The organism is Klebsiella sp. 28, assembly GCF_018223905.1.
Lineage (GTDB): Bacteria > Pseudomonadota > Gammaproteobacteria > Enterobacterales > Enterobacteriaceae > Klebsiella > Klebsiella pneumoniae.
This window is the reverse complement of record NZ_JAGRQY010000091.1, coordinates 25,883-46,059: the sequence shown is the minus strand read 5'-3', so window position 1 is coordinate 46,059 and position 20,177 is coordinate 25,883. Positions and strand designations below refer to the sequence as shown.

The 20,177-nt window shown below is 59.1% G+C and carries 22 protein-coding genes; 19 read left to right on the top strand and 3 right to left on the bottom strand.

Annotated elements, in window-relative coordinates; genetic code table 11:
* The first annotated feature begins 26 nt into the window (after positions 1–26).
* The 9 genes from KHQ28_RS16495 (at position 27) to KHQ28_RS16455 (ending at position 7,602) form a co-directional block, all read left to right on the top strand.
* A complete protein-coding gene (locus KHQ28_RS16495; RefSeq protein ID WP_002914979.1) occupies positions 27–341 on the top strand; it encodes a PTS sugar transporter subunit IIB in 315 nt (104 codons plus the stop codon).
* 9 nt (positions 342–350) lie between these two features.
* The gene (locus KHQ28_RS16490) at positions 351–1,673 is read left to right on the top strand and encodes a PTS cellobiose transporter subunit IIC (protein WP_002914981.1); all 1,323 of its coding nucleotides are present in this window, start codon (positions 351–353) and stop codon (positions 1,671–1,673) included.
* A gap of 23 nt (positions 1,674–1,696) precedes the next feature.
* Complete coding sequence (locus KHQ28_RS16485; RefSeq protein ID WP_002914983.1) at positions 1,697–2,011, top strand: PTS lactose/cellobiose transporter subunit IIA; 315 nt, start codon at positions 1,697–1,699, stop codon at positions 2,009–2,011.
* 50 nt (positions 2,012–2,061) lie between these two features.
* Positions 2,062–2,976, top strand: coding sequence for an ROK family protein (locus tag KHQ28_RS16480; RefSeq protein WP_004149504.1), 915 nt, complete (start codon positions 2,062–2,064; stop codon positions 2,974–2,976).
* 56 nt (positions 2,977–3,032) lie between these two features.
* The gene (locus tag KHQ28_RS16475) at positions 3,033–3,995 is read left to right on the top strand and encodes a LacI family DNA-binding transcriptional regulator (protein WP_004181055.1); all 963 of its coding nucleotides are present in this window, start codon (positions 3,033–3,035) and stop codon (positions 3,993–3,995) included.
* A gap of 178 nt (positions 3,996–4,173) precedes the next feature.
* Positions 4,174–5,091, top strand: coding sequence for a metal ABC transporter substrate-binding protein (locus KHQ28_RS16470; RefSeq protein ID WP_032418406.1), 918 nt, complete (start codon positions 4,174–4,176; stop codon positions 5,089–5,091).
* Positions 5,088–5,909, top strand: a complete 822-nt coding sequence (locus tag KHQ28_RS16465) for a manganese/iron ABC transporter ATP-binding protein (protein ID WP_016532613.1) — start codon at positions 5,088–5,090, stop codon at positions 5,907–5,909. Before KHQ28_RS16470 ends, KHQ28_RS16465 begins: the two co-directional genes overlap by 4 nt.
* The gene (sitC, locus tag KHQ28_RS16460; RefSeq protein WP_004145794.1) at positions 5,906–6,754 is read left to right on the top strand and encodes an iron/manganese ABC transporter permease subunit SitC; all 849 of its coding nucleotides are present in this window, start codon (positions 5,906–5,908) and stop codon (positions 6,752–6,754) included. Before KHQ28_RS16465 ends, sitC begins: the two co-directional genes overlap by 4 nt.
* A complete protein-coding gene (locus tag KHQ28_RS16455) occupies positions 6,748–7,602 on the top strand; it encodes a metal ABC transporter permease (protein WP_004181059.1) in 855 nt (284 codons plus the stop codon). Before sitC ends, KHQ28_RS16455 begins: the two co-directional genes overlap by 7 nt.
* 66 nt (positions 7,603–7,668) lie before the next feature.
* Here the strand turns inward: KHQ28_RS16455 and KHQ28_RS16450 are convergent, their stop codons facing one another.
* Both KHQ28_RS16450 and KHQ28_RS16445 read right to left on the bottom strand, forming a co-directional pair.
* Positions 7,669–8,010 carry a nitrous oxide-stimulated promoter family protein gene (locus KHQ28_RS16450; protein WP_032412958.1) on the bottom strand — a complete coding sequence of 114 codons (342 nt, stop codon included), beginning with the start codon at positions 8,008–8,010 and terminating at the stop codon, positions 7,669–7,671.
* A gap of 67 nt (positions 8,011–8,077) precedes the next feature.
* Positions 8,078–8,965 (bottom strand): LysR family transcriptional regulator, encoded by an 888-nt coding sequence (locus KHQ28_RS16445; protein WP_004151056.1) that lies wholly within the window; start codon positions 8,963–8,965, stop codon positions 8,078–8,080.
* A gap of 184 nt (positions 8,966–9,149) precedes the next feature.
* On the opposite strand from KHQ28_RS16445, the gene KHQ28_RS16440 reads away from it, so the two are divergent.
* Positions 9,150–10,091 (top strand): AEC family transporter, encoded by a 942-nt coding sequence (locus KHQ28_RS16440; protein WP_002915041.1) that lies wholly within the window; start codon positions 9,150–9,152, stop codon positions 10,089–10,091.
* Between the two features lie 35 nt (positions 10,092–10,126).
* Entirely contained in the window at positions 10,127–11,836 is a 1,710-nt protein-coding gene (locus KHQ28_RS16435; protein ID WP_032418405.1) for a thiamine pyrophosphate-requiring protein, read from the top strand.
* Positions 11,837–11,875: 39 nt separating this feature from the next.
* Here the strand turns inward: KHQ28_RS16435 and KHQ28_RS16430 are convergent, their stop codons facing one another.
* Entirely contained in the window at positions 11,876–12,169 is a 294-nt protein-coding gene (locus KHQ28_RS16430) for a SelT/SelW/SelH family protein (RefSeq protein ID WP_032418404.1), read from the bottom strand.
* Between the two features lie 215 nt (positions 12,170–12,384).
* On the opposite strand from KHQ28_RS16430, the gene KHQ28_RS16425 reads away from it, so the two are divergent.
* The 8 genes from KHQ28_RS16425 (at position 12,385) to KHQ28_RS16390 (ending at position 19,987) form a co-directional block, all read left to right on the top strand.
* Complete coding sequence (locus tag KHQ28_RS16425) at positions 12,385–14,748, top strand: TonB-dependent receptor (RefSeq protein ID WP_032418403.1); 2,364 nt, start codon at positions 12,385–12,387, stop codon at positions 14,746–14,748.
* A 71-nt stretch (positions 14,749–14,819) separates the two neighbouring features.
* Entirely contained in the window at positions 14,820–15,851 is a 1,032-nt protein-coding gene (locus KHQ28_RS16420; protein WP_032418402.1) for a hemin-degrading factor, read from the top strand.
* Positions 15,848–16,666 (top strand): hemin ABC transporter substrate-binding protein, encoded by an 819-nt coding sequence (locus KHQ28_RS16415; RefSeq protein WP_004181072.1) that lies wholly within the window; start codon positions 15,848–15,850, stop codon positions 16,664–16,666. The genes KHQ28_RS16420 and KHQ28_RS16415 overlap by 4 nt, the downstream gene beginning before the upstream one ends.
* Positions 16,666–17,661 (top strand): iron ABC transporter permease, encoded by a 996-nt coding sequence (locus KHQ28_RS16410; protein ID WP_004174663.1) that lies wholly within the window; start codon positions 16,666–16,668, stop codon positions 17,659–17,661. The genes KHQ28_RS16415 and KHQ28_RS16410 overlap by 1 nt, the downstream gene beginning before the upstream one ends.
* On the top strand, positions 17,654–18,433 hold the full coding sequence (locus KHQ28_RS16405; protein ID WP_004149516.1) for a heme ABC transporter ATP-binding protein: 780 nt from the start codon (positions 17,654–17,656) through the stop codon (positions 18,431–18,433). The genes KHQ28_RS16410 and KHQ28_RS16405 overlap by 8 nt, the downstream gene beginning before the upstream one ends.
* A 278-nt stretch (positions 18,434–18,711) precedes the next feature.
* Positions 18,712–19,194, top strand: coding sequence for an Hcp family type VI secretion system effector (locus tag KHQ28_RS16400; RefSeq protein ID WP_002915094.1), 483 nt, complete (start codon positions 18,712–18,714; stop codon positions 19,192–19,194).
* An 11-nt stretch (positions 19,195–19,205) separates the two neighbouring features.
* Positions 19,206–19,655, top strand: a complete 450-nt coding sequence (locus tag KHQ28_RS16395; protein WP_004188736.1) for an STM2901 family protein — start codon at positions 19,206–19,208, stop codon at positions 19,653–19,655.
* Positions 19,640–19,987 carry a DUF1493 family protein gene (locus KHQ28_RS16390; RefSeq protein ID WP_008806210.1) on the top strand — a complete coding sequence of 116 codons (348 nt, stop codon included), beginning with the start codon at positions 19,640–19,642 and terminating at the stop codon, positions 19,985–19,987. Before KHQ28_RS16395 ends, KHQ28_RS16390 begins: the two co-directional genes overlap by 16 nt.
* Positions 19,988–20,177: the final 190 nt, after the last annotated feature.

Here is a 20,177-nt window from a genome sequence, read left to right as displayed (position 1 = left end):
ATCCAACCTCATCAGGAGCGGTAATTATGAAAAAAATTATGTTGTGTTGTTCGGCAGGCATGTCCACCAGCCTGCTGATGAAAAAAATGATTGCGGAAGCCGAACAGCGGGGCCTGCCGGTAGAGATCAACGCCTATGGCGTAGCGGAGTTTGCCGAACAGGTTGGCCATTATCAGGTGGTGCTGCTGGGGCCGCAGGTGAAATACATGCAGCAGGACCTGCAAAAACAGGCGGATAAATACGGTATCCGCGTCGAACCCATCAATATGATGGACTACGGCATGCAAAAAGGCGCCGCGGTCCTTGATTTCGCCCTTTCCCTTATCGAAAACAAGAACTAAGGAAAGATCATGAGCTCTCTGTACGCTAAACTGATCGACGTGATCGAACGGCAGATCACGCCTATGGCCGGCGCGATCGGCCAGCAAAAATATGTCACCTCGATCCGCGATGGCTTTATCACTGCCCTGCCCTTTATGATCGTCGGCTCGTTCCTGTTGGTGTTTATCTTCCCGCCGTTTTCTCCGGATACGACGTGGGGGTTTGCCCGCGCCTGGCTGCAATTTTCGCTCGATCATCGCGATGCGCTGATGCTGCCGTTCAACTTCAGCATGGGGGTGATGACCCTGTTTATCGCCGTCGGGATCGCCGCCAGCCTCGCCAAACACCATCATCTGGACTCGCTGACCGCCGGGATGCTGTCGCTGATGTCGTTTCTGCTGGTAGCCGCGCCGCTGAAAGATGGCCAGATCTCTACTGCCTACTTCTCCGGTCAGGGGATCTTTACCGCCATTCTGGTGGCCATCTATTCCACCGAGCTGTACGCCTTCCTCAAACGGCATAACATCACCATTCGCCTGCCGCCGGAAGTGCCTGCCGGGGTGGCGCGCTCGTTTGAAATCCTGATCCCGGTGCTGGCGATCATTCTGACGCTGCATCCGCTGAACCTGTTTATCGAAGCCCAGCTGGGGATGATCATTCCGGAAGCGATCATGTCGCTGGTGAAGCCGCTGGTCGCGGCTTCCGATACGCTGCCGGCGATCCTGCTGTCGGTGCTGGTCTGTCAGGTGCTGTGGTTCGCCGGGATCCACGGCGCGCTGATCGTCACCGGGATCATGAACCCGTTCTGGATGGCCAACCTGTCGGTCAATCAGGCGGCCATGGCCGCTGGCACCGCTATCCCGCACATCTATGTCCAGGGCTTCTGGGATCACTATCTGCTGATCGGCGGCGTCGGCTCCACCCTGCCGCTGGCGCTGATGCTGCTGCGCAGCAAGGCCGTACATCTGCGGACGATCGGCCGGATGGGGGTCGTGCCGGGCGTATTTAACATCAACGAACCGATTCTGTTCGGCGCGCCGATCATCATGAACCCGCTGTTTTTCCTGCCGTTCGTGCTGGTGCCGATGGTCAACGCGACCCTGGCGTACTTCGCGCTGAAGCTGGACCTGGTCAGCCGCGTAGTGTCGATGACGCCGTGGACAACGCCGGCGCCTATCGGCGCCTCGTGGGCGGCGAACTGGAGCTTTAGCCCGGTGATCCTGTGCCTCATTTGTATGGCCACCGCCATGGTTATGTACCTGCCATTTCTCAAAGCTTACGAAAAACAGCTGCTGGCCCAGGAGCGTGAAAACGCCGTCGGCCAGGCTGACAACGCGGCGCAAACCGCTTAACGCTAACGATTCAGAGGATAATCATGGAATTAGAAGAACAGGTGATGGGGATCATCATCAATGCCGGCCAGTCACGTAGCCTGTGCTACGAAGCGCTGCACGCCGCTAAAGCGGGTGATTTCGCCACCGCCGACGCCAAAATGCAGGAAGCGGCGCACTATTCCCGCGAAGCTCACCTTGTACAGACCCAGCTTATCGAAGCTGACGAAGGCGAGGGAAAAACCAAAATGACGCTGGTAATGGTCCATGCTCAGGATCACCTGATGACATCCATTCTGGCGAAAGAGCTGATTGCCGAACTGATTGCGATTTACCGCGCGCAGCCGCTTCACGCCTAGCGCCTTGCCCGGCCAGACGCGCTGGCCGGGCCTGATTCCCCGAGGTCACTATGTTACATCTTGGAATAGATATTGGCGGCACCAAAATGGAAGCCGTACTGCTGGACCCGGCGGGCGAATGCGTCCAGCGCCTGCGCCGGCCGACCCACAAAGAGAGCTATGACGCCTTTATGCGTCAGCTGCTGACCCTGATTGCCGATATTCGCGCGGTCAGCCCGCAGCCGTTCACCCTGGGGATCGGCCTGCCCGGGGCTATCGATCCGCAAAGCGGACGCATTAAAAACTGCAACTGCCTGGTGCTCAACGGTCACGATCTGCGCCGGGATATCATGCAGCAGCTTGGCCAGCCGGTGTGGATGGCAAACGATGCCGACTGCTTCACCCTTTCGGAGGCGGTGGATGGCGCCGGCGCCGGAGCTACCACCGTCTTCGGGGTGATTATCGGTACCGGCTGCGGCGGCGGGATCGCCGTTCATCAACAGCTGCTCAGCGGCCCCAACGCTATCGCCGGGGAGTGGGGGCATAATCCGCTGCCGGGCTATACTCCTGAGCGCGATGGCCCGCCGCAGCCCTGCTACTGCGGCAAAACGAACTGCATCGAAAGCTTTCTCTCCGGCACCGGCTTCGCCCGCCGCTATGGGGAACAAGCCCGTGCGGAAGCCATTGTCGCCGCGGCGCAAAACGGCGATCCGCGCGCGCTGGCCCACTGGCGACACTTTATCGATGCCTTTGCCCGCAGCCTGGCGTCGGTGATCAATATTCTCGACCCGCAGGTGATTGTGCTGGGCGGCGGTCTGTCCAACGTCAGCCAGATCTATCGCGATCTGCCTGCCGCCATCGTGCCGTGGATCTTCTCCGACACCTGCCGCACGCAGATCAAACCGGCCCGTTTCGGCGACGCCAGCGGCGTGCGCGGCGCGGCCTGGCTGCCCCGGCTTCCCGGCGCCGCGCAAGGGCAGCGGTAGACACTTTTTTCAGCAGGTATGTTAAGCTAGGCGAAAATGTTCAGACAGAAAAAGCCATGCCAACGATTGATGATGTTTCAAGATTAGCGAATGTCTCAAGAGCGACGGTATCCCGCGTGCTGACCGGCACCCGGGGCGTGCGCGAAGAGAGCCGGGAAGCTGTGCTGCGGGCCGTTGAAGAACTCAACTATCGCCCGAGCTTTGCCGCGCAAAACCTCGCCAGTCAGACATCCAGCCACGTTGGTCTGGTGATTTCCGCGCAGGACGAAAGCCACGGCGCACGTCTGCTGCCGCTGCTCTCTCAGGCGCTGAAAGGGCTGAATAAAAGCCTGCTGGTCCAGTACGTCAGCGACCCGGTAGAGCAGGCGGCGGTAATCGACGATCTGCAGCGCCAGTGCGTGGCGGTGGTGGTGCTGGGCGCCGTTGCCGCCGACGCGCCGCGCAACGTTATCGCCTTTGACCGCTTCGGCGTCGCCGGGAGCAACAGCCAGGGCTATGACTTCGCCTTTGCCACCGAAAGCGCCTGCCGCTATGTGATTGGCAAGGGACACCGCAACATCGCCCTGCTGGTGGACAGCGATAGCGACGATGCCAGCCGTCAGATGCTGGAAGGCTACCGCAACGTCCTGCAGAACTACTCCATTCCTTTTAACCGTCAGCTGGTGCTGACGGCCAACGATGACGTCGAGCAGGCGCTGCTGACCTTAATTAACAGCTTCAGTAAATACTCAGTCATTATCGTTAAACGCGACCGCTACGCGGCTGAGGCGATGCGTCTGCTGCGCGAATTCACCATCGCCGTCCCGCAGGAGGTCTCCCTGCTGAGCCTTGAGGATTCCCCGCTCGCCTCGCTGCTCTACCCGCCGCTGACCTGCATCTCCTGGCCACTGGAGGCGCTGTTGGATAACTGTATTCAGCGTATTCGCAGCCTGATTGACGACCGGCCAACCTTCGCCACCGAGGGCCGCTCGCTGGCTGGCCGCCTGATCCCGCGCCAGTCGGTCGCCGATATCTCTTGATCTTCGCCCGGTTGGCGCCGGGCCAGACTTACCTCCCCTTTTCGCGCTTTCGTTTCCCGGCTCATTATTACCCACGCATGCAAATAAGAATTATTTTCATTTATAAATAGCTTGTGCTATATAACATAGCAATGGCTATAAACGCTGGGAAATTAACCACACCATTGCGAGGGATCCTATGCTACACCTGACACCGCTGAAATCATTGCTGCTGGCCAGCGCGCTGGCTCTGCTGGCCGCGACGCCGGCCTCGGCGCAGGAGAAATTCAGGGTTATCACCACCTTCACGGTTATCGCCGATATGGCGCAGAACGTGGCCGGCGACGCCGCCGACGTGAGCTGCATTACTAAACCGGGCGCGGAGATCCATGATTACCAGCCCACGCCCGGCGATATCAAACGCGCGCAGGGGGCGCAGCTGATCCTCAGCAATGGGCTTAATCTCGAACGGTGGTTTGCCCGTTTTTATCAGCACTTACAGGGCGTTCCGGAGGTGGTGGTCAGCGAGGGGATCCAGCCGATGGGCATCAGCGCGGGCCCCTATAGCGGGAAGCCCAATCCCCATGCCTGGATGTCGGCAGATAACGCCCTGATCTATGTCGATAACATTCGCGATGCGCTGGTGAAGTACGATCCGCCTCACGCCGACACCTATCGCCGTAACGCCGAGGCCTACAAAGAGAAGATCCGTCAGACGATGGCGCCGCTGCAGGCCAGACTGGCGCAGCTGCCGGCGGATAAGCGCTGGCTGGTCACCAGCGAGGGAGCCTTCTCCTATCTGGCCCGCGACTATGGCCTGCGCGAACTGTATCTGTGGCCGATCAATGCCGACCAGCAGGGCACCCCGCAACAGGTGCGCAAGGTTATCGACACCATGAAGAAAGAACGCATCCCGACCATCTTCAGCGAAAGCACCATCTCCGATAAACCGGCGCGTCAGGTGGCGCGGGAAGCCGGGGCCCACTACGGCGGCGTGCTGTATGTCGATTCGCTGAGCGCCGCCGACGGCCCGGTGCCGACCTGGCTCGACCTGCTGCGCGTCACCACCGAAACCATCGTCAACGGTATCCAGGACGGGATGAGGAAGCAGCCATGAATGCAGCGCAAGCGGGACTGTATGTCGACCAGCTCACCGTCACCTGGCGCAACGGCCACACTGCCCTGCGCGACGCCTCGTTCAGCGTGCCGCGCGGCTCCATTGCCGCGCTGGTGGGGGTTAACGGCTCGGGTAAATCCACGCTGTTTAAAGCGCTGATGGGCTTTGTGCGCGTTGGTCACGGCGAGATCGCCATACTCGGCCAGCCGGTCAACCGCGCGCTGCGCCAGAACCTGGTCGCCTATGTCCCGCAGTCGGAAGAGGTGGACTGGTCCTTCCCGGTGCTGGTGGAGGATGTGGTGATGATGGGCCGCTACGGCCATATGGGCTGGCTGCGGCGGGCAAAGCCGCGCGATCGCGAAATTGTCGATGCCGCGCTGGCCCGCGTGGGCATGAGCGAGTACCGCCATCGGCAGATTGGCGAGCTCTCCGGCGGGCAGAAAAAGCGCGTCTTTCTTGCCCGCGCCATCGCTCAGCAGGGTCAGGTGATCCTGCTGGATGAGCCTTTCACCGGCGTCGATGTGCAGACCGAAGCGCGGATCATCAGCCTGCTGCGCGAGCTCCGCGATGAGGGCTGTACCATGCTGGTCTCCACCCATAACCTCGGGTCAGTGAGTGAATTTTGTGATTATACGGTGATGGTGAAAGGCACCGTGCTGGCCAGCGGCCCGACAGAAACCACCTTCACTGCCGAGAATCTGGAGCGGGCTTTCAGCGGCGTGCTGCGCCACGTCGCGCTGACCGGCGCGGAAGCGCAGGTTATCACCGATGACGAGCGGCCGTTTATCAGCCGGCGCGCGGCGGGAGGCCCACGATGAGCTGGCTGCTGGAGCCGTTTGGCTATCACTATATGCTCAATGCGATGTGGGTGTCGGCGCTGGTGGGCGGCGTCTGCGCGTTTCTCTCCTGCTACCTGATGCTCAAAGGCTGGTCGCTGATTGGCGACGCCCTCTCCCACTCGATTGTGCCCGGCGTCGCCGGGGCCTATATGCTCGGCCTGCCTTTCGCGCTCGGCGCGTTTCTCTCCGGCGGTCTGGCGGCGGGCAGCATGCTGTTTTTGCAGCAGCGCTCGCGGCTAAAAGAGGATGCTATTATCGGGCTGATCTTCTCCTCCTTCTTCGGGATCGGGCTGTTTATGGTGTCGCTGAATCCGACGTCGGTGAATATTCAGACCATCATCCTCGGCAATATTCTGGCCATCGCCCCGGAGGATATTATCCAGCTGGCGGCGATCGGCTTTATCTCAATGGCGATTCTGCTGCTGAAATGGAAAGACCTGATGGTGACCTTCTTTGATGAACACCACGCCCGCTCGATTGGCCTGAACACCCGCGGCCTGAAGCTGCTGTTCTTTACCCTGCTGGCCGCCTGCACCGTGGCGGCGCTGCAGACCGTCGGCGCCTTTCTGGTCATCTGCCTGGTGGTCACTCCCGGGGCCACCGCGTGGCTGTTAACCGATCGCTTCCCGCGCCTGCTGGCTATCGCCGTGGCTATCGGCAGCCTGACCAGTTTCTTCGGCGCCTGGCTCAGCTACTATCTCGACGGCGCCACCGGCGGCATTATCGTGGTCGCGCAAACGCTGCTGTTCCTCATCACCTTTATCTTCGCGCCGAAGCACGGCCTGCTGGCCAGCCGCCGCCGCGCCAGGGAGGCCGCATGCTGAACCTGTTCCTGGCCCCGTTCCAGTTTCCTTTTATGGTCAATGCGATAGCGATATCGATCGTCGTCGCCATTCCCTGCGCGCTGCTGTCGGTGTTTCTGGTGCTCAAAGGCTGGGCGCTGATGGGCGACGCCATGAGCCACGCGGTCTTTCCGGGCGTGGTGCTGGCCTACATTATCGGCATCCCCTTCGCCATCGGCGCGTTTATCGCCGGTCTGCTGTGCGCCGTGACGACCGGTTTTCTCGACGATAACAGCCGACTCAAGCGCGATACCATCATGGGGATTGTCTTCTCCGGCATGTTTGGCGCCGGACTGGTGCTGTACGTAGCGATCCAGTCCGATGTTCATCTCGACCATATCCTGTTCGGCGATATGCTGGGGATCTCCCTCAGCGATATTGGGCAAACGACGGCGATCGCACTGGTGATTGCGTTGATTATCGGTCTCAAATGGCGGGATTTTTTGCTGCACGCCTTCGATCCAACGCAGGCTAAAGCCAGCGGCCTGCGCGGCGGACTGCTGCACTACGGCCTGCTGTGCATGATCGCCCTGACCATCGTCGCGACGCTGCAGTCGGTGGGGATTATTCTGTCGATTTCGCTGCTGATTGCCCCCGGGGCGATCGCGCTTCTGCTGGTGAGACGCTTTATCCACGCCCTGCTGCTGGCGGTAGCGGTGGCCATCGGCTGCTCGGCGGGAGGGGTGTGGCTGGCGTTTTATCTCGACAGCGCGCCAGCGCCGACTATCGTGGTGCTGTTTACCGCGCTGTTTGTGGTCGCCTTTGTCGCAAGCACGATCCGCGATAGTCAGAAACAGAAAACTTCAGCAATTATCCCCGGTGGCGGCTAACGCCTTGCCGGGGCTACAAGAGCACGACTTGTCGCCCGGCTGCGCAGCGCTGACCAGGGAAAGCCGCTACTTTTTCGGTCGATATTTTTCCGGCAGCGGCGGCACCGGGCGCCTGTCGTCCAGCAGATGGCGAACAGTGAGGATCGGGTGGCGCCAGAGCATCCGCGGCCCGGCCCAGCGCATAATCTGCTTCATCTCCTCGCGCTTCGCCGGCTGGTAGCAATGCACCGGACACTGCTTGCAGGCCGGTTTGTTCTCGCCAAACACGCACTTATCAAGGCGCTTGTCAGCGTAGGCGTTCAGCGCCTGATAGTGCGCATTATCGGCCTGCGCCTCGGGACAGCGCCGCTGGTAGAGGGCAATCATCCGCTGAATCGTCATTTTTTCCCGTTCGATACGCTTCCCCATCTCCCCGCCTTTCGTCTGCTCTTAAGGTGTATTTATCATACACCTTAATATCCATACCCGACCAGACTCACTGCTTTAGATGCTGAATCAACTGCAGGGCTGCCCCGGACAGAACCCCGAAATGGCTGTAGGCATAGAAATCCCGGATAAAAACGCTGCCCTCGAGCTCAAACGGGCGCAGCAGGCCAAGCGCTTCTTCGTGTCGGTAAACCGGGGCCGGCATCGACGTTAACAGATCGCTCTCGCACAGAAAGGCCTTAATGGCCGAGGATGAGGCGCACTCAATAACCGGTTGCGGACAGGGCAACTGCCGGGCGCGAAAGATATCCGCCAGGATGTTCATTGGCGTACTAGACGGCGGCGGCATGATCCACGGATAGTCCAGCATCGCCTCCAGGGTGACGTCCGCCGCCTGATGCAGTGGGTGGTGCTGCCTGGCGACGATGCAGATCCGGTCCTGCCAGTTAATTTTGCCCCGCACCACGATTTTCTCATCATGCGGTAAGGGGCCGCAGAGGGCGATATCGATGTCGTGCATCAGCAACAGCTTATATAGCTCGGAGTCAATGCGGTCGACGATCCGCAGATGGATCTGGGGGTGGCGCTGATGGAAAGCCGCCAGCTTATCGATGAAATGGCTGGTCAGCAGACTGGAAACGCAGCCAATCCGCAGAATGCCTTTCCCGGCGCCGCGGATGAGCTCAATTTCCTCGCGCGCCTTTTGTTCGGTATTCAGCATCGTCAGCGCGTAGGGTAAAAAGGCGCTGCCATATTCGCTCAACGCCATGCCGTGCTTATGTCGTTCGAATAAGGATGCGCTCAGGTCCGCTTCCAGGCTCAATAGCAGTCGGCTCAGTCCCGACTGGGTGATCCCCATTTTCTCTGCGGCCAGGGTCATATTGCCTTCGCGGGCGACGGTAATAAATGCCTGAATCTGCTTAAATTTCATTGGCATGATATTTACTCATTGAATAAACGGTTTTTGCATTTCCCCTGCGCCCTTTTTTAGCGAATAAATATCGCTATCAATACGCTCAAAAATCACCGGAACGCATACTTCAAAAGGATTTATTTATCTCACCACCCACGGCAAAACACATTTCTGATCCGAAGATAATTTATAATGAGAATATATCACCATGACACAGAACAATATTCTATTAATTTCAGGCGCTATATTACCGGTCATCATTACCGTCATCATCGGCTATATTAGCGGTAAACGAAAAGACTTTAACTGGCAGCAGGCAGGAGACATCAATAAAATTGTGATGCTCTACGCATTGCCGCTAAGTATTTTCAGCAATATGGTGATGACGCCGCGACACATCGTCATGACCATGGGCCCGGTCGCCGTGGCTATCATCCTGGCGCTGATTCTCAGCTTCGTCATTCCCTTACTGGTCGCCCGCTATCTGTTTCGACGCGACCTCGCCCTCAGTACGCTGCAGGCGCTGGCCATCGGCTCGCCGGCAGTCCCGTTTATCGGCACCTCAGTGCTGGCCTTTTTATTTGGCACCGTCAGCGCGTCGCTGATCACCGTGTCCAGCATCACGCAAAACGTCTTCCAGCTGCCGCTGGTGATGATACTGATGTCGGTCGCCACCGGCGATAAGAGCCAGCATATTTCCTTTGGCGCACGGGTGGTGAACGCCATTAAACAACCCGTGGTCTGGTCGCCGGTGATCGCCCTGATCATCGTGCTGGCGGATATCCATATTCCGCAGACTATCTCGATGTCGCTGGGTCTGCTGGGCAAAGCCTCTGGCGGGCTGGCGCTGTTTGCCGCCGGGATCGTGCTCTATACGCGCAGCATTGTTATCACCACCGCTACCATTATCACCGTTATCGCCCGCAATATTCTGGTCCCCGGCGCCTGCTATCTCATTTTATTAAAAATGGGCTTCAGCATGGAGCAAATAAAGGAAGTCGTATTGACGATGGCTATCCCGGTAGGCTCCATCGCGATAATTATTGCTATGCAGTATAAAACCGGCGAGCAGGAAATGGCCTCGACGATGGCGCTGAGTATTATTGCCTCCATCATTACGATGGGCGGATTTATTTTCTTAACCTTTTAATTACCGCGATTACACCGCGTGAATACGGAGAGAATATGGCCTCTATCACATTATCGGCTGCTGAACTGTTACTGCATCGGCTACAGGCGCTGGACGTGGCGTATATTTTTATCAACTCGGGCACCGATTATCCTCCAGTCATTGAAGCCTGGGCAAAGGCCCGGGCGACCGGGCAAAAGGTACCGGAGTTAGTGATCTGCCCGCATGAAAACGCCGCCATCGGCATGGCCCATGGCTATTACCTCGGCACCGGCAAGGTGCAGGCGGTGATGGTTCACACCAACGTCGGGCTAGCCAACGCCGCCTGCGGCGTCATCAATCTGGCGAACAGCAATATTCCGGTGCTGATTTTTGGCGGCCGCACGCCGATAAGCGAACATTCCCACTTCGGCTGCCGTAATACGCCGATTGGCTACGGCCAGGAGATGCGCGACCAGGCGGCGCTGATCCGTGAATCCGTGAAGTGGGATTTTGAACTGCGGCTGGCCGATCAGATCGGCGAGCATGTTGACCGGGCCTGGGCGATCGCTAGCTCCCTGCCGAAAGGGCCGGTCTACCTGAGCTTACCGCGTGAGCCACTGTGCGAAACCTTTGCCGTCGATGAGGCCGCGCTGCAGGCTGGCCCTTCGCAGCAGCCGGTCCGCTATGCGCCAGTCCGGGAAGATATCGCCCGTGCAGCCGAGGCAATCGCCTGCGCCAGACACCCGGTCATCTTCGCCCAGCGCGGCGCCCGAACGGCGGAAGGCTTTGCGCGCCTCGATAGTCTGGTGCGCGAATGGGCGATCCCTCTGGTGGAATACTGGGGCACCGAGGTTACCCTAAGCGCCGATAATCCCCTGCTCGCCGGGGCTGATCCCAGAGTCTGGCTCGCTGACGCCGATGTGATTCTGGTGGTCGACTCGCAGGCGCCATGGATGATCGCCGAGGGCGACTGTCGCCAGGACTGCACCGTGATCCAGATGGGCCCCGATCCGCTCTTCTCCCGCTACCCGGTGCGCGGCTATCGCGCGGACATCAACCTGGCGGGCGAGACCGATGAAGTCTTCAGCCTGCTGGAAGAGGCGCTGCGCCCGCTGCAGGCCGCCCGCCAGCAGCATGTGGCGGAGCGGGCGGCATATACGCAGAACCGCATCCAGCAACAGAAAAACCAGCGCGACGCGCTTCTCCATGCCAGCCAGAGCGGGGCCATTACCAAACCCTGGCTCAGCTACTGCCTCGGCCATCTGGCTAATCAACACCGCGGCCGGATCGTTTCTGAACTGACCACGCTGCCGCAGTTTGCCGGACTGACCCATGCCGAGAGCTATTACCAGGAAGCGCTGGCCGGCGGCCTGGGCGAAGCCCTGCCCATCGCGCTGGGGCTGCAGCTTGCGCGCCGGGAAGAGCTGATTATTGCCGCCGTCGGCGACGGGTCGTACCTGTTCGCCAACCCTGCGGTCTGCCACCATATTGCAGAGGTAATGAAGCTTCCTGTCCTCGTCGTGGTCGGAAATAACGGCGGGTGGGGCGCCGTCGCGGGCGGCACCAAAGCGCTCTACCCGGACGGCTACGCGGCCCGCGCGGAAACCATTCCAGCCACCGCCTTTACCACCTCGCCGGATTTCGCCGCGATCGCCGCCTCCAGCCGCGCGGCGGCCCTGTCGGTTTCCCGGGCCGAAGATCTCCCCGGCGTGCTGGAAGAAGCGGTATCCCTCATACGCACCCGCCGACAGAGCGTGCTGGTTGACGTGCAGTTAGCCCGCTAACGGTTTATCCTCCGGGCGCTTGTCGTCCGGAGGGAGTTGTCACCCCTTCTGGTCACCTTTATCCACATGGCCCAGCGGCCTCTCCGGGAAACAGACATCGCGCACCCGGCGTTTCAGCTCGGCCGCATCCGGAAAACCGCCATCCTGCTTGCGCTCCCAGATCTGCTGACCGTCGACATTGATCGTGAAGATCCCGCCGGTCCCCGGCACCAACGTCACCGAGGCGATGTCGGTGCTGAAGGTATGTAACAGCTCCTGCGCCATCCAGCTGGCGCGCAGCATCCAGTTGCACTGGGAACAGTAGGTGATGGTGATGGCCGCTTTTGAGTTCATCGTCGTCTCGCTAAGTCTGAAAGGGCAAATTGTAAACAAAGTGCAGTTTAAATGAAGAACACATGATTATTTTGTTGCAAACGATAATACCTATCATTACCATTCGCAATCAACAAATGGAGTAAGACCCCATCCGCAACGGAAAAGACGGAGCAACCTGCATCTCTGGAAGTAACGCGTGAGCCGATACTAATAACGATCAAGGCGTGGCGACTATGTACAAATCGACTCCGTCAGCAGCATGGTGTAAAAAACGCCTGCTGGTGACCTCTTTGTTTGCAGCAATTTATCAGACTTCTGCCATCGCAGCAGACACTTCCGCCGTTAGCGGCGAGGCGGTGGATGACACCTCGGAACAAATGACCGTCACCGCCCCCGCGCCGGTGCAGAAAGCCGGTAGCGAACACAGCATCAGCGCCCGGGAGCTGGAGAATAAAGGCGCTAACGATTTCGGCTCAATCATGCGCTATGAGCCGCTCATCAGCGCCACCGGGGCCAGCGGCGGCTCCGGCAACGGCAAAAGCGGCTTCGACCGCGGAGGTTACACCGGCTACAACATTCGCGGTATGGAGAGCAACCGCGTCGGTATCGACGTGGACGGTATCGCGCAACCCAACGCCACCGGCCGCGGCTACGTCGGCCGCGCCGGGCTCAACACCTTCGGCATCGGCCGCGATTATATCGACCCGTATATGTACGGCAGCGTGGATATCCAGTCCGGGGCCACCTCGACGGAAACGGCCAACAGCGCTATCGGGGGGAATGTCTCCTTCCGCCCGAAATCAGCGGATGATTACCTGCGCCCGGGCAAGACCAGCGCCTTCGGCTACCGCAGCGGTTACGACTCTGCGGATCGCAGCTGGCACAACGGGGTGACAGTCGCCGGCGGCGATGAGTTCCTGCGCGGGATTTTGGTCTATAGCCGCCGTGACGGCCAGGAAACCGAAAACAACAGCGGCACCGTCGACGCCAACCCGGCGAACTGGCACTCCGATGCTTTTCTGGCCTCCGGGATCTGGCAGCCTAACGATGAGCACAAGCTGACCAGCACCTTCGACTATTACCATAAAACCAACCACACCCACTACGATACCTGGGACTCCAGCGGCAACAGCACCATCGGCACCGCCAACCAGACCAGCCAGACCCGGCGCTGGGGCCTGAGCCTGAAGGATGACTGGACGCCGATGAACGACTACCTCGACAGCGTCTCCACAAAAATCTACTACCAGCATACCGAAGCCCATGACTGGACTTATATGCCGGACAGCGTCACCCGCAAAATGCAGACGGTGAACTCTAACTACGATACCGACACCTGGGGCCTGCAGACCGCGCTGGCGAAAACCCTGGGCCGCCACGATCTGAGCGCCGGTTTCAACGCCAGCACCAGCAAAACCCAGCGGCCGTTCAGCCAGTCGCCGATCCCCAGCGTTTACAGCGAGATCATGCAGCCGGAGGCAGACAGCCGCAGCTACACCCTCGGTGGCTTTGTCCAGGATAAGATCAACTTCGATCTCGACAGCCACAACTTCGCCGTTATTCCCGGCGTGCGCGTGGTGCATCAATCGACTAAGCCGGAAAATCTGTCCGATCTCGCCGCCAACAGCAGCGTGCTGAGCGAATCGTCGGTGGCGAATCTGTACGGCAAAAACAGCGATACCCAGGTTCTGCCGTCGTTGACCTTCCAGTACGACCTCACCCCGCGCCTGATGACCTACCTGCAGTACCAGCGCGGGGCGCAGTTCCCCAACGCCAGCCAGCTGTATGGCTCCTGGAACCTCGGCTCCAGCTACGCCGGCAGCCAGCAGTATGCCCTGATCGGCAATACCGATCTGAAGACGGAAACCAGCGATAATCTCGAGTGGGGGCTGAAAGGGGAAGTTACCGAAGGCATCACCCTGCGCACGGCGCTGTTCTACAACAGCTATAAGAACTTTATCGCCTATACCCGCTATACCCGCGCCAACAATCCGGGCCAGTTCACGAATGTGCCGTCGAACATCTACACCATTTATCAGGCGGAAAACCGCGATAAAGCCTATATCTACGGCGGTGAGATTAGCACTAAATTTAACTTTGGCACCTGGTTTGAGCAGGTGGACGGCCTGAGCGCCACCCTCGCCCTCGGCTATAGCGAAGGGAAATCGAAATCCAGCTACAGCGGCGATAAATACGTCGACCTCGACAGCGTGGCGCCAATGAAAGCCATCGTCGGCGTGGCGTGGGACGATCCGGCGAAACGCTACGGCACCGCCCTGACGGCGACCTTTGTCAAAGGGAAACAGGCGACCGCCACCAACCGCGAAAGCTACAGCAACAGCGGATCCGCCATCACCGATGCCAGCAGCGACTATATGCGCGTGCCGGGCTACGGCATGCTGGACTGGACCGCGTACTGGCAGGTGGCGAAAAACGTGCGCCTCAATGGCGGGGTCTACAACCTCACCGATCGTAAATACTGGGATTACCTGAGCAGCCGCAATATCGAGACCGGCACCAACCAGGACGCCAACGATAAAGCGCTGGCGGTGATGCCGGGCCGCACCTGGCAGCTGGGCGTCAACGTCGACTTCTGATTGCCCGAATAATAACGCACCTGCCCCCGGCCCGCCGGCCGGGGATATTCATCGTCGAGAAGGATATGATTATGCCAAATGCACACCCTGACCTGTGGCAGCGCTACCAGGCCACCAAAGCGGCCAGTACCGCGAAATATGCCCGCGATATCGCCGCGGAAATGGGGATCAGCGAAGCCGAGCTGACCGCCGCCCGCCTCGGCCATGATGCCGTGCGCCTGAGCGATGACGCCCGGGCGCTGATTGCCGCCCTGGAGCGCGTCGGCGAAACCAAATGCATCTGCCGCAACGAGTATTCCGTGCATGAGCAGGTGGGCCAGTTCACGCACCAGCACCTCAGCGGCCACGCCGGGCTGGTGCTGAACCCGCGCGCGCTCGACCTGCGTCTGTTCCTCAGCCAGTGGGCCAGCGCCTTCCATCTGAACGATAATGGCCGTCAGAGCATCCAGTTTTTCGACCACCACGGCGACGCCCTGCTGAAAGTCTATGCGACCACGCAGACCGACATGGCGGCCTGGGAGACCCTGATCGCGGAATATCGGGTGGCGGCGCCGGCACCGCTGACCCTGCGCCCGCTGGAGCCGGTGAAATATGCCGATACCGCCGATGGCGCCGCCCTGGAGAACGACTGGCGCGCGATGACCGACGTTCACCAGTTCTTCGGTCTGCTGCGTAAATATCAGCTTTCCCGCCAGCAGGCCTTCCGTCTGGTGAGCGACGACCTCGCCTGCCGCGTGGATCGCCATGCGCTGCCGTCGCTGCTGGAGACGGTGCGCCAGGAGGGCAATGAAATCATGATTTTCGTCGGCAATCGCGGCTGCGTGCAGATCTTTACCGGCGCCCTGGAAAAGCTGGCCCCCATGCGCGGCTGGCTGAATATCTTCAATACTACTTTTACCCTGCATCTGCGCGAAGAGAGCGTCGATGAAGTGTGGGTGACCCGCAAGCCGACTTCGGACGGACACGTCACCAGCGTCGAACTGTTCGCTAAAGACGGCACCCAGATTGCCCAGCTCTACGGCCAGCGCAGCGAGGGGCACCCCGAGCAGACGCAATGGCGCCAGCAGGTAGACCGCCTGACCCGTGAAGGGCAGCCCGCATGATGCGCTGGTTACTGCTCTTGATCGCTTTCCCGCTGCTGAGTCACGCCGCCGTTGAGCGGCTCGTCACACTCGGCGGAGATGTCACTGAGATCGTTTATGCCCTTCACGCGGAGGAGAGCCTGGTGGCGCGGGACAGCACCAGCAGCTGGCCCCCGGCGGCGCAAAAGCTGCCGGACGTCGGCTACCTGCGACAGCTGAACGCCGAGGGGATCCTCGCGTTACGCCCGCAGCTGGTGTTAGCGAGCGCCCAGGCGCAGCCCTCGCTGGTCTTACACAAAGTGCAGGCGAGCGGGGTGAAGGTGGTGAACGTGCCGGGCGGCGAAAGTCTGTCCGCGATCGATAACAAAGTTGCTGTCATTGCCGAAGCGTTAGGCAAAACGGCGGCAGGCGACGCGCTGCGCCAGCAGCTTCAGCAGCAGATCGCCGCCATTCCCACGCAGCCGGTTGCTAAGCGGGTGCTGTTTATTCTCAGCCACGGCGGAATGAATACCCTGGTGGCCGGACAGCATACCGCGGCCGATGGCGCCATTCGCGCCGCCGGATTGCAGAACGCGATGCAGGGCTTCGACCACTATCGCGCCATGTCGCAGGAAGGGGTCGCCGCCAGCCAGGCGGATCTGGTGGTGATCTCCGCCGATGGTCTCAAAGGGATGGGCGGCGAAGCCGGGCTGTGGAAACTGCCCGGCCTGGCGCAGACCCCGGCGGGGCGTCATAAACAGCTGCTGACGATCGACGATATGGCCCTGCTGGGCTTCGGGCCGCGCACACCGCAGGCGATAATCGCGCTGAGAAACAAAGCGGAGCAGTTGCCCTGATGCGCCCTGCCCTCGCTCGCCGTTTGCTGCTGATGACGCTGCTGCTGGTCTCCCTGACGTTGTTTGCCACCACCCTCGGCGCCATGCGCTTGCCGCTGGTCAACCTGCTGCCTTCCGGGGATGACATGCTGCGCCATATCTGGCTGACCATCCGTCTGCCGCGGGTGCTGCTGGCCCTGCTGGTGGGCGCGGCGCTGGCCCTCTCCGGCTGCGTGATGCAGGGGCTGTTTCGCAACCCGCTTGCCGACCCGGGCCTGCTGGGAATCAGCAGCGGCGCCGCGCTGGCGGTGGCCAGCTGGCTGGTGCTCCCGTTCTCCGCTGCGGGGCTGATCGCTCTGTATATGCCGATGCTGGCGGCGTTTATTGGCAGCCTGGCAGTGATGGTGGTGATTTTCATCCTCAGTCGGGCGGAGGAGGGTTCGCTGTCGCGCCTGCTGCTGGTGGGGATCGCCATCAACGCGCTGTGCGGCGCGCTGGTCGGCGTCCTGTCCTGGCTGAGCAATGACGCCCAGCTGCGCCAGCTGTCGCTGTGGGGAATGGGCAGTCTGGGCCAGGCCGAATGGCCGACGCTGCTGGTGGCCGCGACCTTGATTATCCCGGCGGCGCTGGCGGTGTGGTGGATGGCGTCCCGCCTCAATCTGCTGCAGCTTGGCGATGAAGAGGCGCACTATCTTGGGGTCAACGTGCAGGCGCTGCAGCGCTGGCTGCTGCTGTGCAGCGCGGTGCTGGTGGCCGTCGCGGTGGCCATCAGCGGAGTCATCGGCTTTATCGGCCTGGTGGTGCCGCACCTGATGCGCCTGTGGCTGGGACCGGACCATCGCGGACTGATCCCCGGCTCGCTGCTGGCCGGCGCGATCCTGCTTCTGCTGGCCGACACCCTGGCCCGCACCGTGGCGGCGCCGGCGGAGATACCGGTCGGTCTGCTCACCAGCCTGCTGGGCGCCCCCTGGTTTCTGTGGCTGGTCTTTCGTCGGGAGAACTCCAGACATGGTTAATGAATACTGCGCCCAGGGGTTGTCACTTCACCTTGGTAAACGACAGATTATCGACAACGTCTCCGTCGCGCTGCGCGGCGGCGAGATGACGGCGCTTATCGGGCCGAACGGCGCCGGGAAATCCACTCTGCTGCGCCTGTTGACCGGCTATCTGACTCCGGACAGCGGCACCCGCCATCTTGCAGGCAAGCCGCTGGAGGCCTGGTCCCCCGAGGCGCTATCGCGCCGGCGGGCGGTCATGCTGCAGCGAACGGCCCTGCAGGCCGACTGGACGGTGGAAACGGTCATTGCCATGGGACGCTCACCGTGGGGCGCGACGGCGGATCCGGCGGTGCTGGCGGCGGTGATGGCCGTCACCGGCTGCGATGGCCTTGCCGGTCGCCGCTATCCCGGCCTCTCCGGCGGCGAGCAGCAGCGGGTGCAGCTGGCCCGCTGTCTGGCGCAGCTATGGCGCGACGGCGCGCCGCAGGGCTGGCTGTTTCTCGATGAGCCCACCTCGGCGCTGGACCTTTACTATCAGCAGCACCTGCTGCGTTTGCTCAAACGGCTCACCGCCGGCGGGCAACTGCACGTCTGCGTGGTGCTGCATGACCTTAACCTCGCCGCCCTGTGGGCCGACCGCATCCTGCTGCTCCACCAGGGCCATCTGGTCGCCCAGGGCACGCCGCAGGAGGTGATCCAGCAGCCGGTTATCCATCGCTGGTACGGAGCGGATGTCCGCCTCGTCCAGCACCCGGACAACGCGGTCCCCCAGGTTTATCTGGCGCCATAATCCCCGCGCGGCGCAACTGGAATCCGGATCGCGCCGCGCTTACGCTTTCTGGCAATAATTGCCTGCATTATATTATTGAGGGTCATTTATATTTAAAATCTATACCAATGGCGTAATAACCCAATGAAATATTTACGACAGCTATTTTTAAATATAAACCATCATTACAGAGAAGATATTTCCCGTATTAATCCAAAAACGACACATTGATTATTTACTGCGCTTAATCAACTCGATACACTGTTTTCTTACTAATGATAATAGAGGGAAGAAGAAGCATGGCTATTCCAGGTAATATGTGGATATACGACGACGGTGGGGCACTAATCAAAGGTGGTTGTGATGTTGCAGACAGGGAGTTCAGCATCGAATTTAAAGGGTTTCATCACAATCTCTCCATTCCCACTGATAATGCCACTGGCAAGCCTACCGGCACTCGTCAGCACTCACCAATGATCATCGTTAAAGAATTCGACTATTCCAGTCCATACCTCTACAAAGCAGTAGCTACTGGTCAGAACCTGAAATCTGCTGAAATCAAATGGTATAAAATCAGCGATGCTGGTCAAGAAGTGGAATACTTCAATATGCTACTTGAAGGCGTCCGAATCGTATCAATATCTCCTACAATGGCTTCCCCAGAAGACAAGAACAACAATCATCTTGAATCTGTCGAACTTAGATATGAGAAGATCACCTGGAAACATTGTGACGGAAATATAATTTTCACCGATGCCTGGAATGAAAGACAAACAGCATAATAGATGAGCAAATGGATACGACAGAAGAACTAAATGGAACCTATTTCTATCACGGACAATCCAATCTTTCGGCTGGTGAACTTTTTGATGTCATTTTTCTTGAACAATTTTGTGACGAACTTGGCATTGGTATTGAATCTGGTGCCGCTATCCTCGCCGGGCAACCTTGGCTAAAAACCAGAACAAAGCCAGGAGAGGCAATAAAAGGAACAAGTGTTGTTTCTAAATATGGAAGGATGCTTCTGAGAAATGCAAAAACTCCATTTGGTATTAGGGTTCCTACACCCGTTGGTGTAAGAATGAGAAAAACGAATAGTCTTGCTGCTGTTATCGCCCGTTATGTTCCGTGGTTAGGTTGGATAGGACTTGTAAACTCAATTTATCAAGTTTCAAGAAAAACTCAGGAAAAATACAACCTAATAGCTCGCCCCAAAGACCGTATACAATGGACATCCTTTTAATGAAAAGCATTCAAGATCAGGTTTTAGACTTGTTTAAAGATGAGATCTCAACCCGTTTAGATAAAAATTGGAAAGAAATCCCATTGGAACTTGATTATGACTTATTTGATGCTCCCGGCGACGATCTGCATGACGCTTTAAATAAATTTGAACAAAAATTTAATGTTGATCTTTCCAGTGTTAAATGGTCGTGTTATTTCCCTTGGGAGAATACTCCAATGCTAACTCGGTGGTTTAAAGTAAAACGAGAAGATGTAGAAAAAACGCGTAAACCTTTAACTATCAAAATGTTTGCCGAATCAGCAAAAGCAGGTAAATGGCTTTACGACTAGCAACCACAAGCCGTTGTCGTAACGAGGTCTACGGCCAGAAGGCAGAACAACATCGACGGCGAACGTAATGTATGAAGACGATCGCGTGGCGGCGGTTCAATTACTGTGACGGTACCCCGCCCCCTCTGCAACTGGAATCCGGATCGCGCCGCGTGCTTTCGTCGGTTTCCCTCACCTGCCCATCTCCGTT

What these genes read in the sequence shown, in the direction of transcription:
- KHQ28_RS16495 (WP_002914979.1), top strand. Translation starts at nt 27, where the DNA reads ATGAAAAAAATTATGTTGTGTTGTTCGGCAGGCATGTCCACCAGCCTG.
- KHQ28_RS16490 (WP_002914981.1), top strand. Translation starts at nt 351, where the DNA reads ATGAGCTCTCTGTACGCTAAACTGATCGACGTGATCGAACGGCAGATC.
- KHQ28_RS16485 (WP_002914983.1), top strand. Translation starts at nt 1,697, where the DNA reads ATGGAATTAGAAGAACAGGTGATGGGGATCATCATCAATGCCGGCCAG.
- KHQ28_RS16480 (WP_004149504.1), top strand. Translation starts at nt 2,062, where the DNA reads ATGTTACATCTTGGAATAGATATTGGCGGCACCAAAATGGAAGCCGTA.
- KHQ28_RS16475 (WP_004181055.1), top strand. Translation starts at nt 3,033, where the DNA reads ATGCCAACGATTGATGATGTTTCAAGATTAGCGAATGTCTCAAGAGCG.
- KHQ28_RS16470 (WP_032418406.1), top strand. Translation starts at nt 4,174, where the DNA reads ATGCTACACCTGACACCGCTGAAATCATTGCTGCTGGCCAGCGCGCTG.
- KHQ28_RS16465 (WP_016532613.1), top strand. Translation starts at nt 5,088, where the DNA reads ATGAATGCAGCGCAAGCGGGACTGTATGTCGACCAGCTCACCGTCACC.
- sitC (WP_004145794.1), top strand. Translation starts at nt 5,906, where the DNA reads ATGAGCTGGCTGCTGGAGCCGTTTGGCTATCACTATATGCTCAATGCG.
- KHQ28_RS16455 (WP_004181059.1), top strand. Translation starts at nt 6,748, where the DNA reads ATGCTGAACCTGTTCCTGGCCCCGTTCCAGTTTCCTTTTATGGTCAAT.
- KHQ28_RS16450 (WP_032412958.1), bottom strand. Translation starts at nt 8,010, where the DNA reads ATGGGGAAGCGTATCGAACGGGAAAAAATGACGATTCAGCGGATGATT.
- KHQ28_RS16445 (WP_004151056.1), bottom strand. Translation starts at nt 8,965, where the DNA reads ATGCCAATGAAATTTAAGCAGATTCAGGCATTTATTACCGTCGCCCGC.
- KHQ28_RS16440 (WP_002915041.1), top strand. Translation starts at nt 9,150, where the DNA reads ATGACACAGAACAATATTCTATTAATTTCAGGCGCTATATTACCGGTC.
- KHQ28_RS16435 (WP_032418405.1), top strand. Translation starts at nt 10,127, where the DNA reads ATGGCCTCTATCACATTATCGGCTGCTGAACTGTTACTGCATCGGCTA.
- KHQ28_RS16430 (WP_032418404.1), bottom strand. Translation starts at nt 12,169, where the DNA reads ATGAACTCAAAAGCGGCCATCACCATCACCTACTGTTCCCAGTGCAAC.
- KHQ28_RS16425 (WP_032418403.1), top strand. Translation starts at nt 12,385, where the DNA reads ATGTACAAATCGACTCCGTCAGCAGCATGGTGTAAAAAACGCCTGCTG.
- KHQ28_RS16420 (WP_032418402.1), top strand. Translation starts at nt 14,820, where the DNA reads ATGCCAAATGCACACCCTGACCTGTGGCAGCGCTACCAGGCCACCAAA.
- KHQ28_RS16415 (WP_004181072.1), top strand. Translation starts at nt 15,848, where the DNA reads ATGATGCGCTGGTTACTGCTCTTGATCGCTTTCCCGCTGCTGAGTCAC.
- KHQ28_RS16410 (WP_004174663.1), top strand. Translation starts at nt 16,666, where the DNA reads ATGCGCCCTGCCCTCGCTCGCCGTTTGCTGCTGATGACGCTGCTGCTG.
- KHQ28_RS16405 (WP_004149516.1), top strand. Translation starts at nt 17,654, where the DNA reads ATGGTTAATGAATACTGCGCCCAGGGGTTGTCACTTCACCTTGGTAAA.
- KHQ28_RS16400 (WP_002915094.1), top strand. Translation starts at nt 18,712, where the DNA reads ATGGCTATTCCAGGTAATATGTGGATATACGACGACGGTGGGGCACTA.
- KHQ28_RS16395 (WP_004188736.1), top strand. Translation starts at nt 19,206, where the DNA reads ATGGATACGACAGAAGAACTAAATGGAACCTATTTCTATCACGGACAA.
- KHQ28_RS16390 (WP_008806210.1), top strand. Translation starts at nt 19,640, where the DNA reads ATGGACATCCTTTTAATGAAAAGCATTCAAGATCAGGTTTTAGACTTG.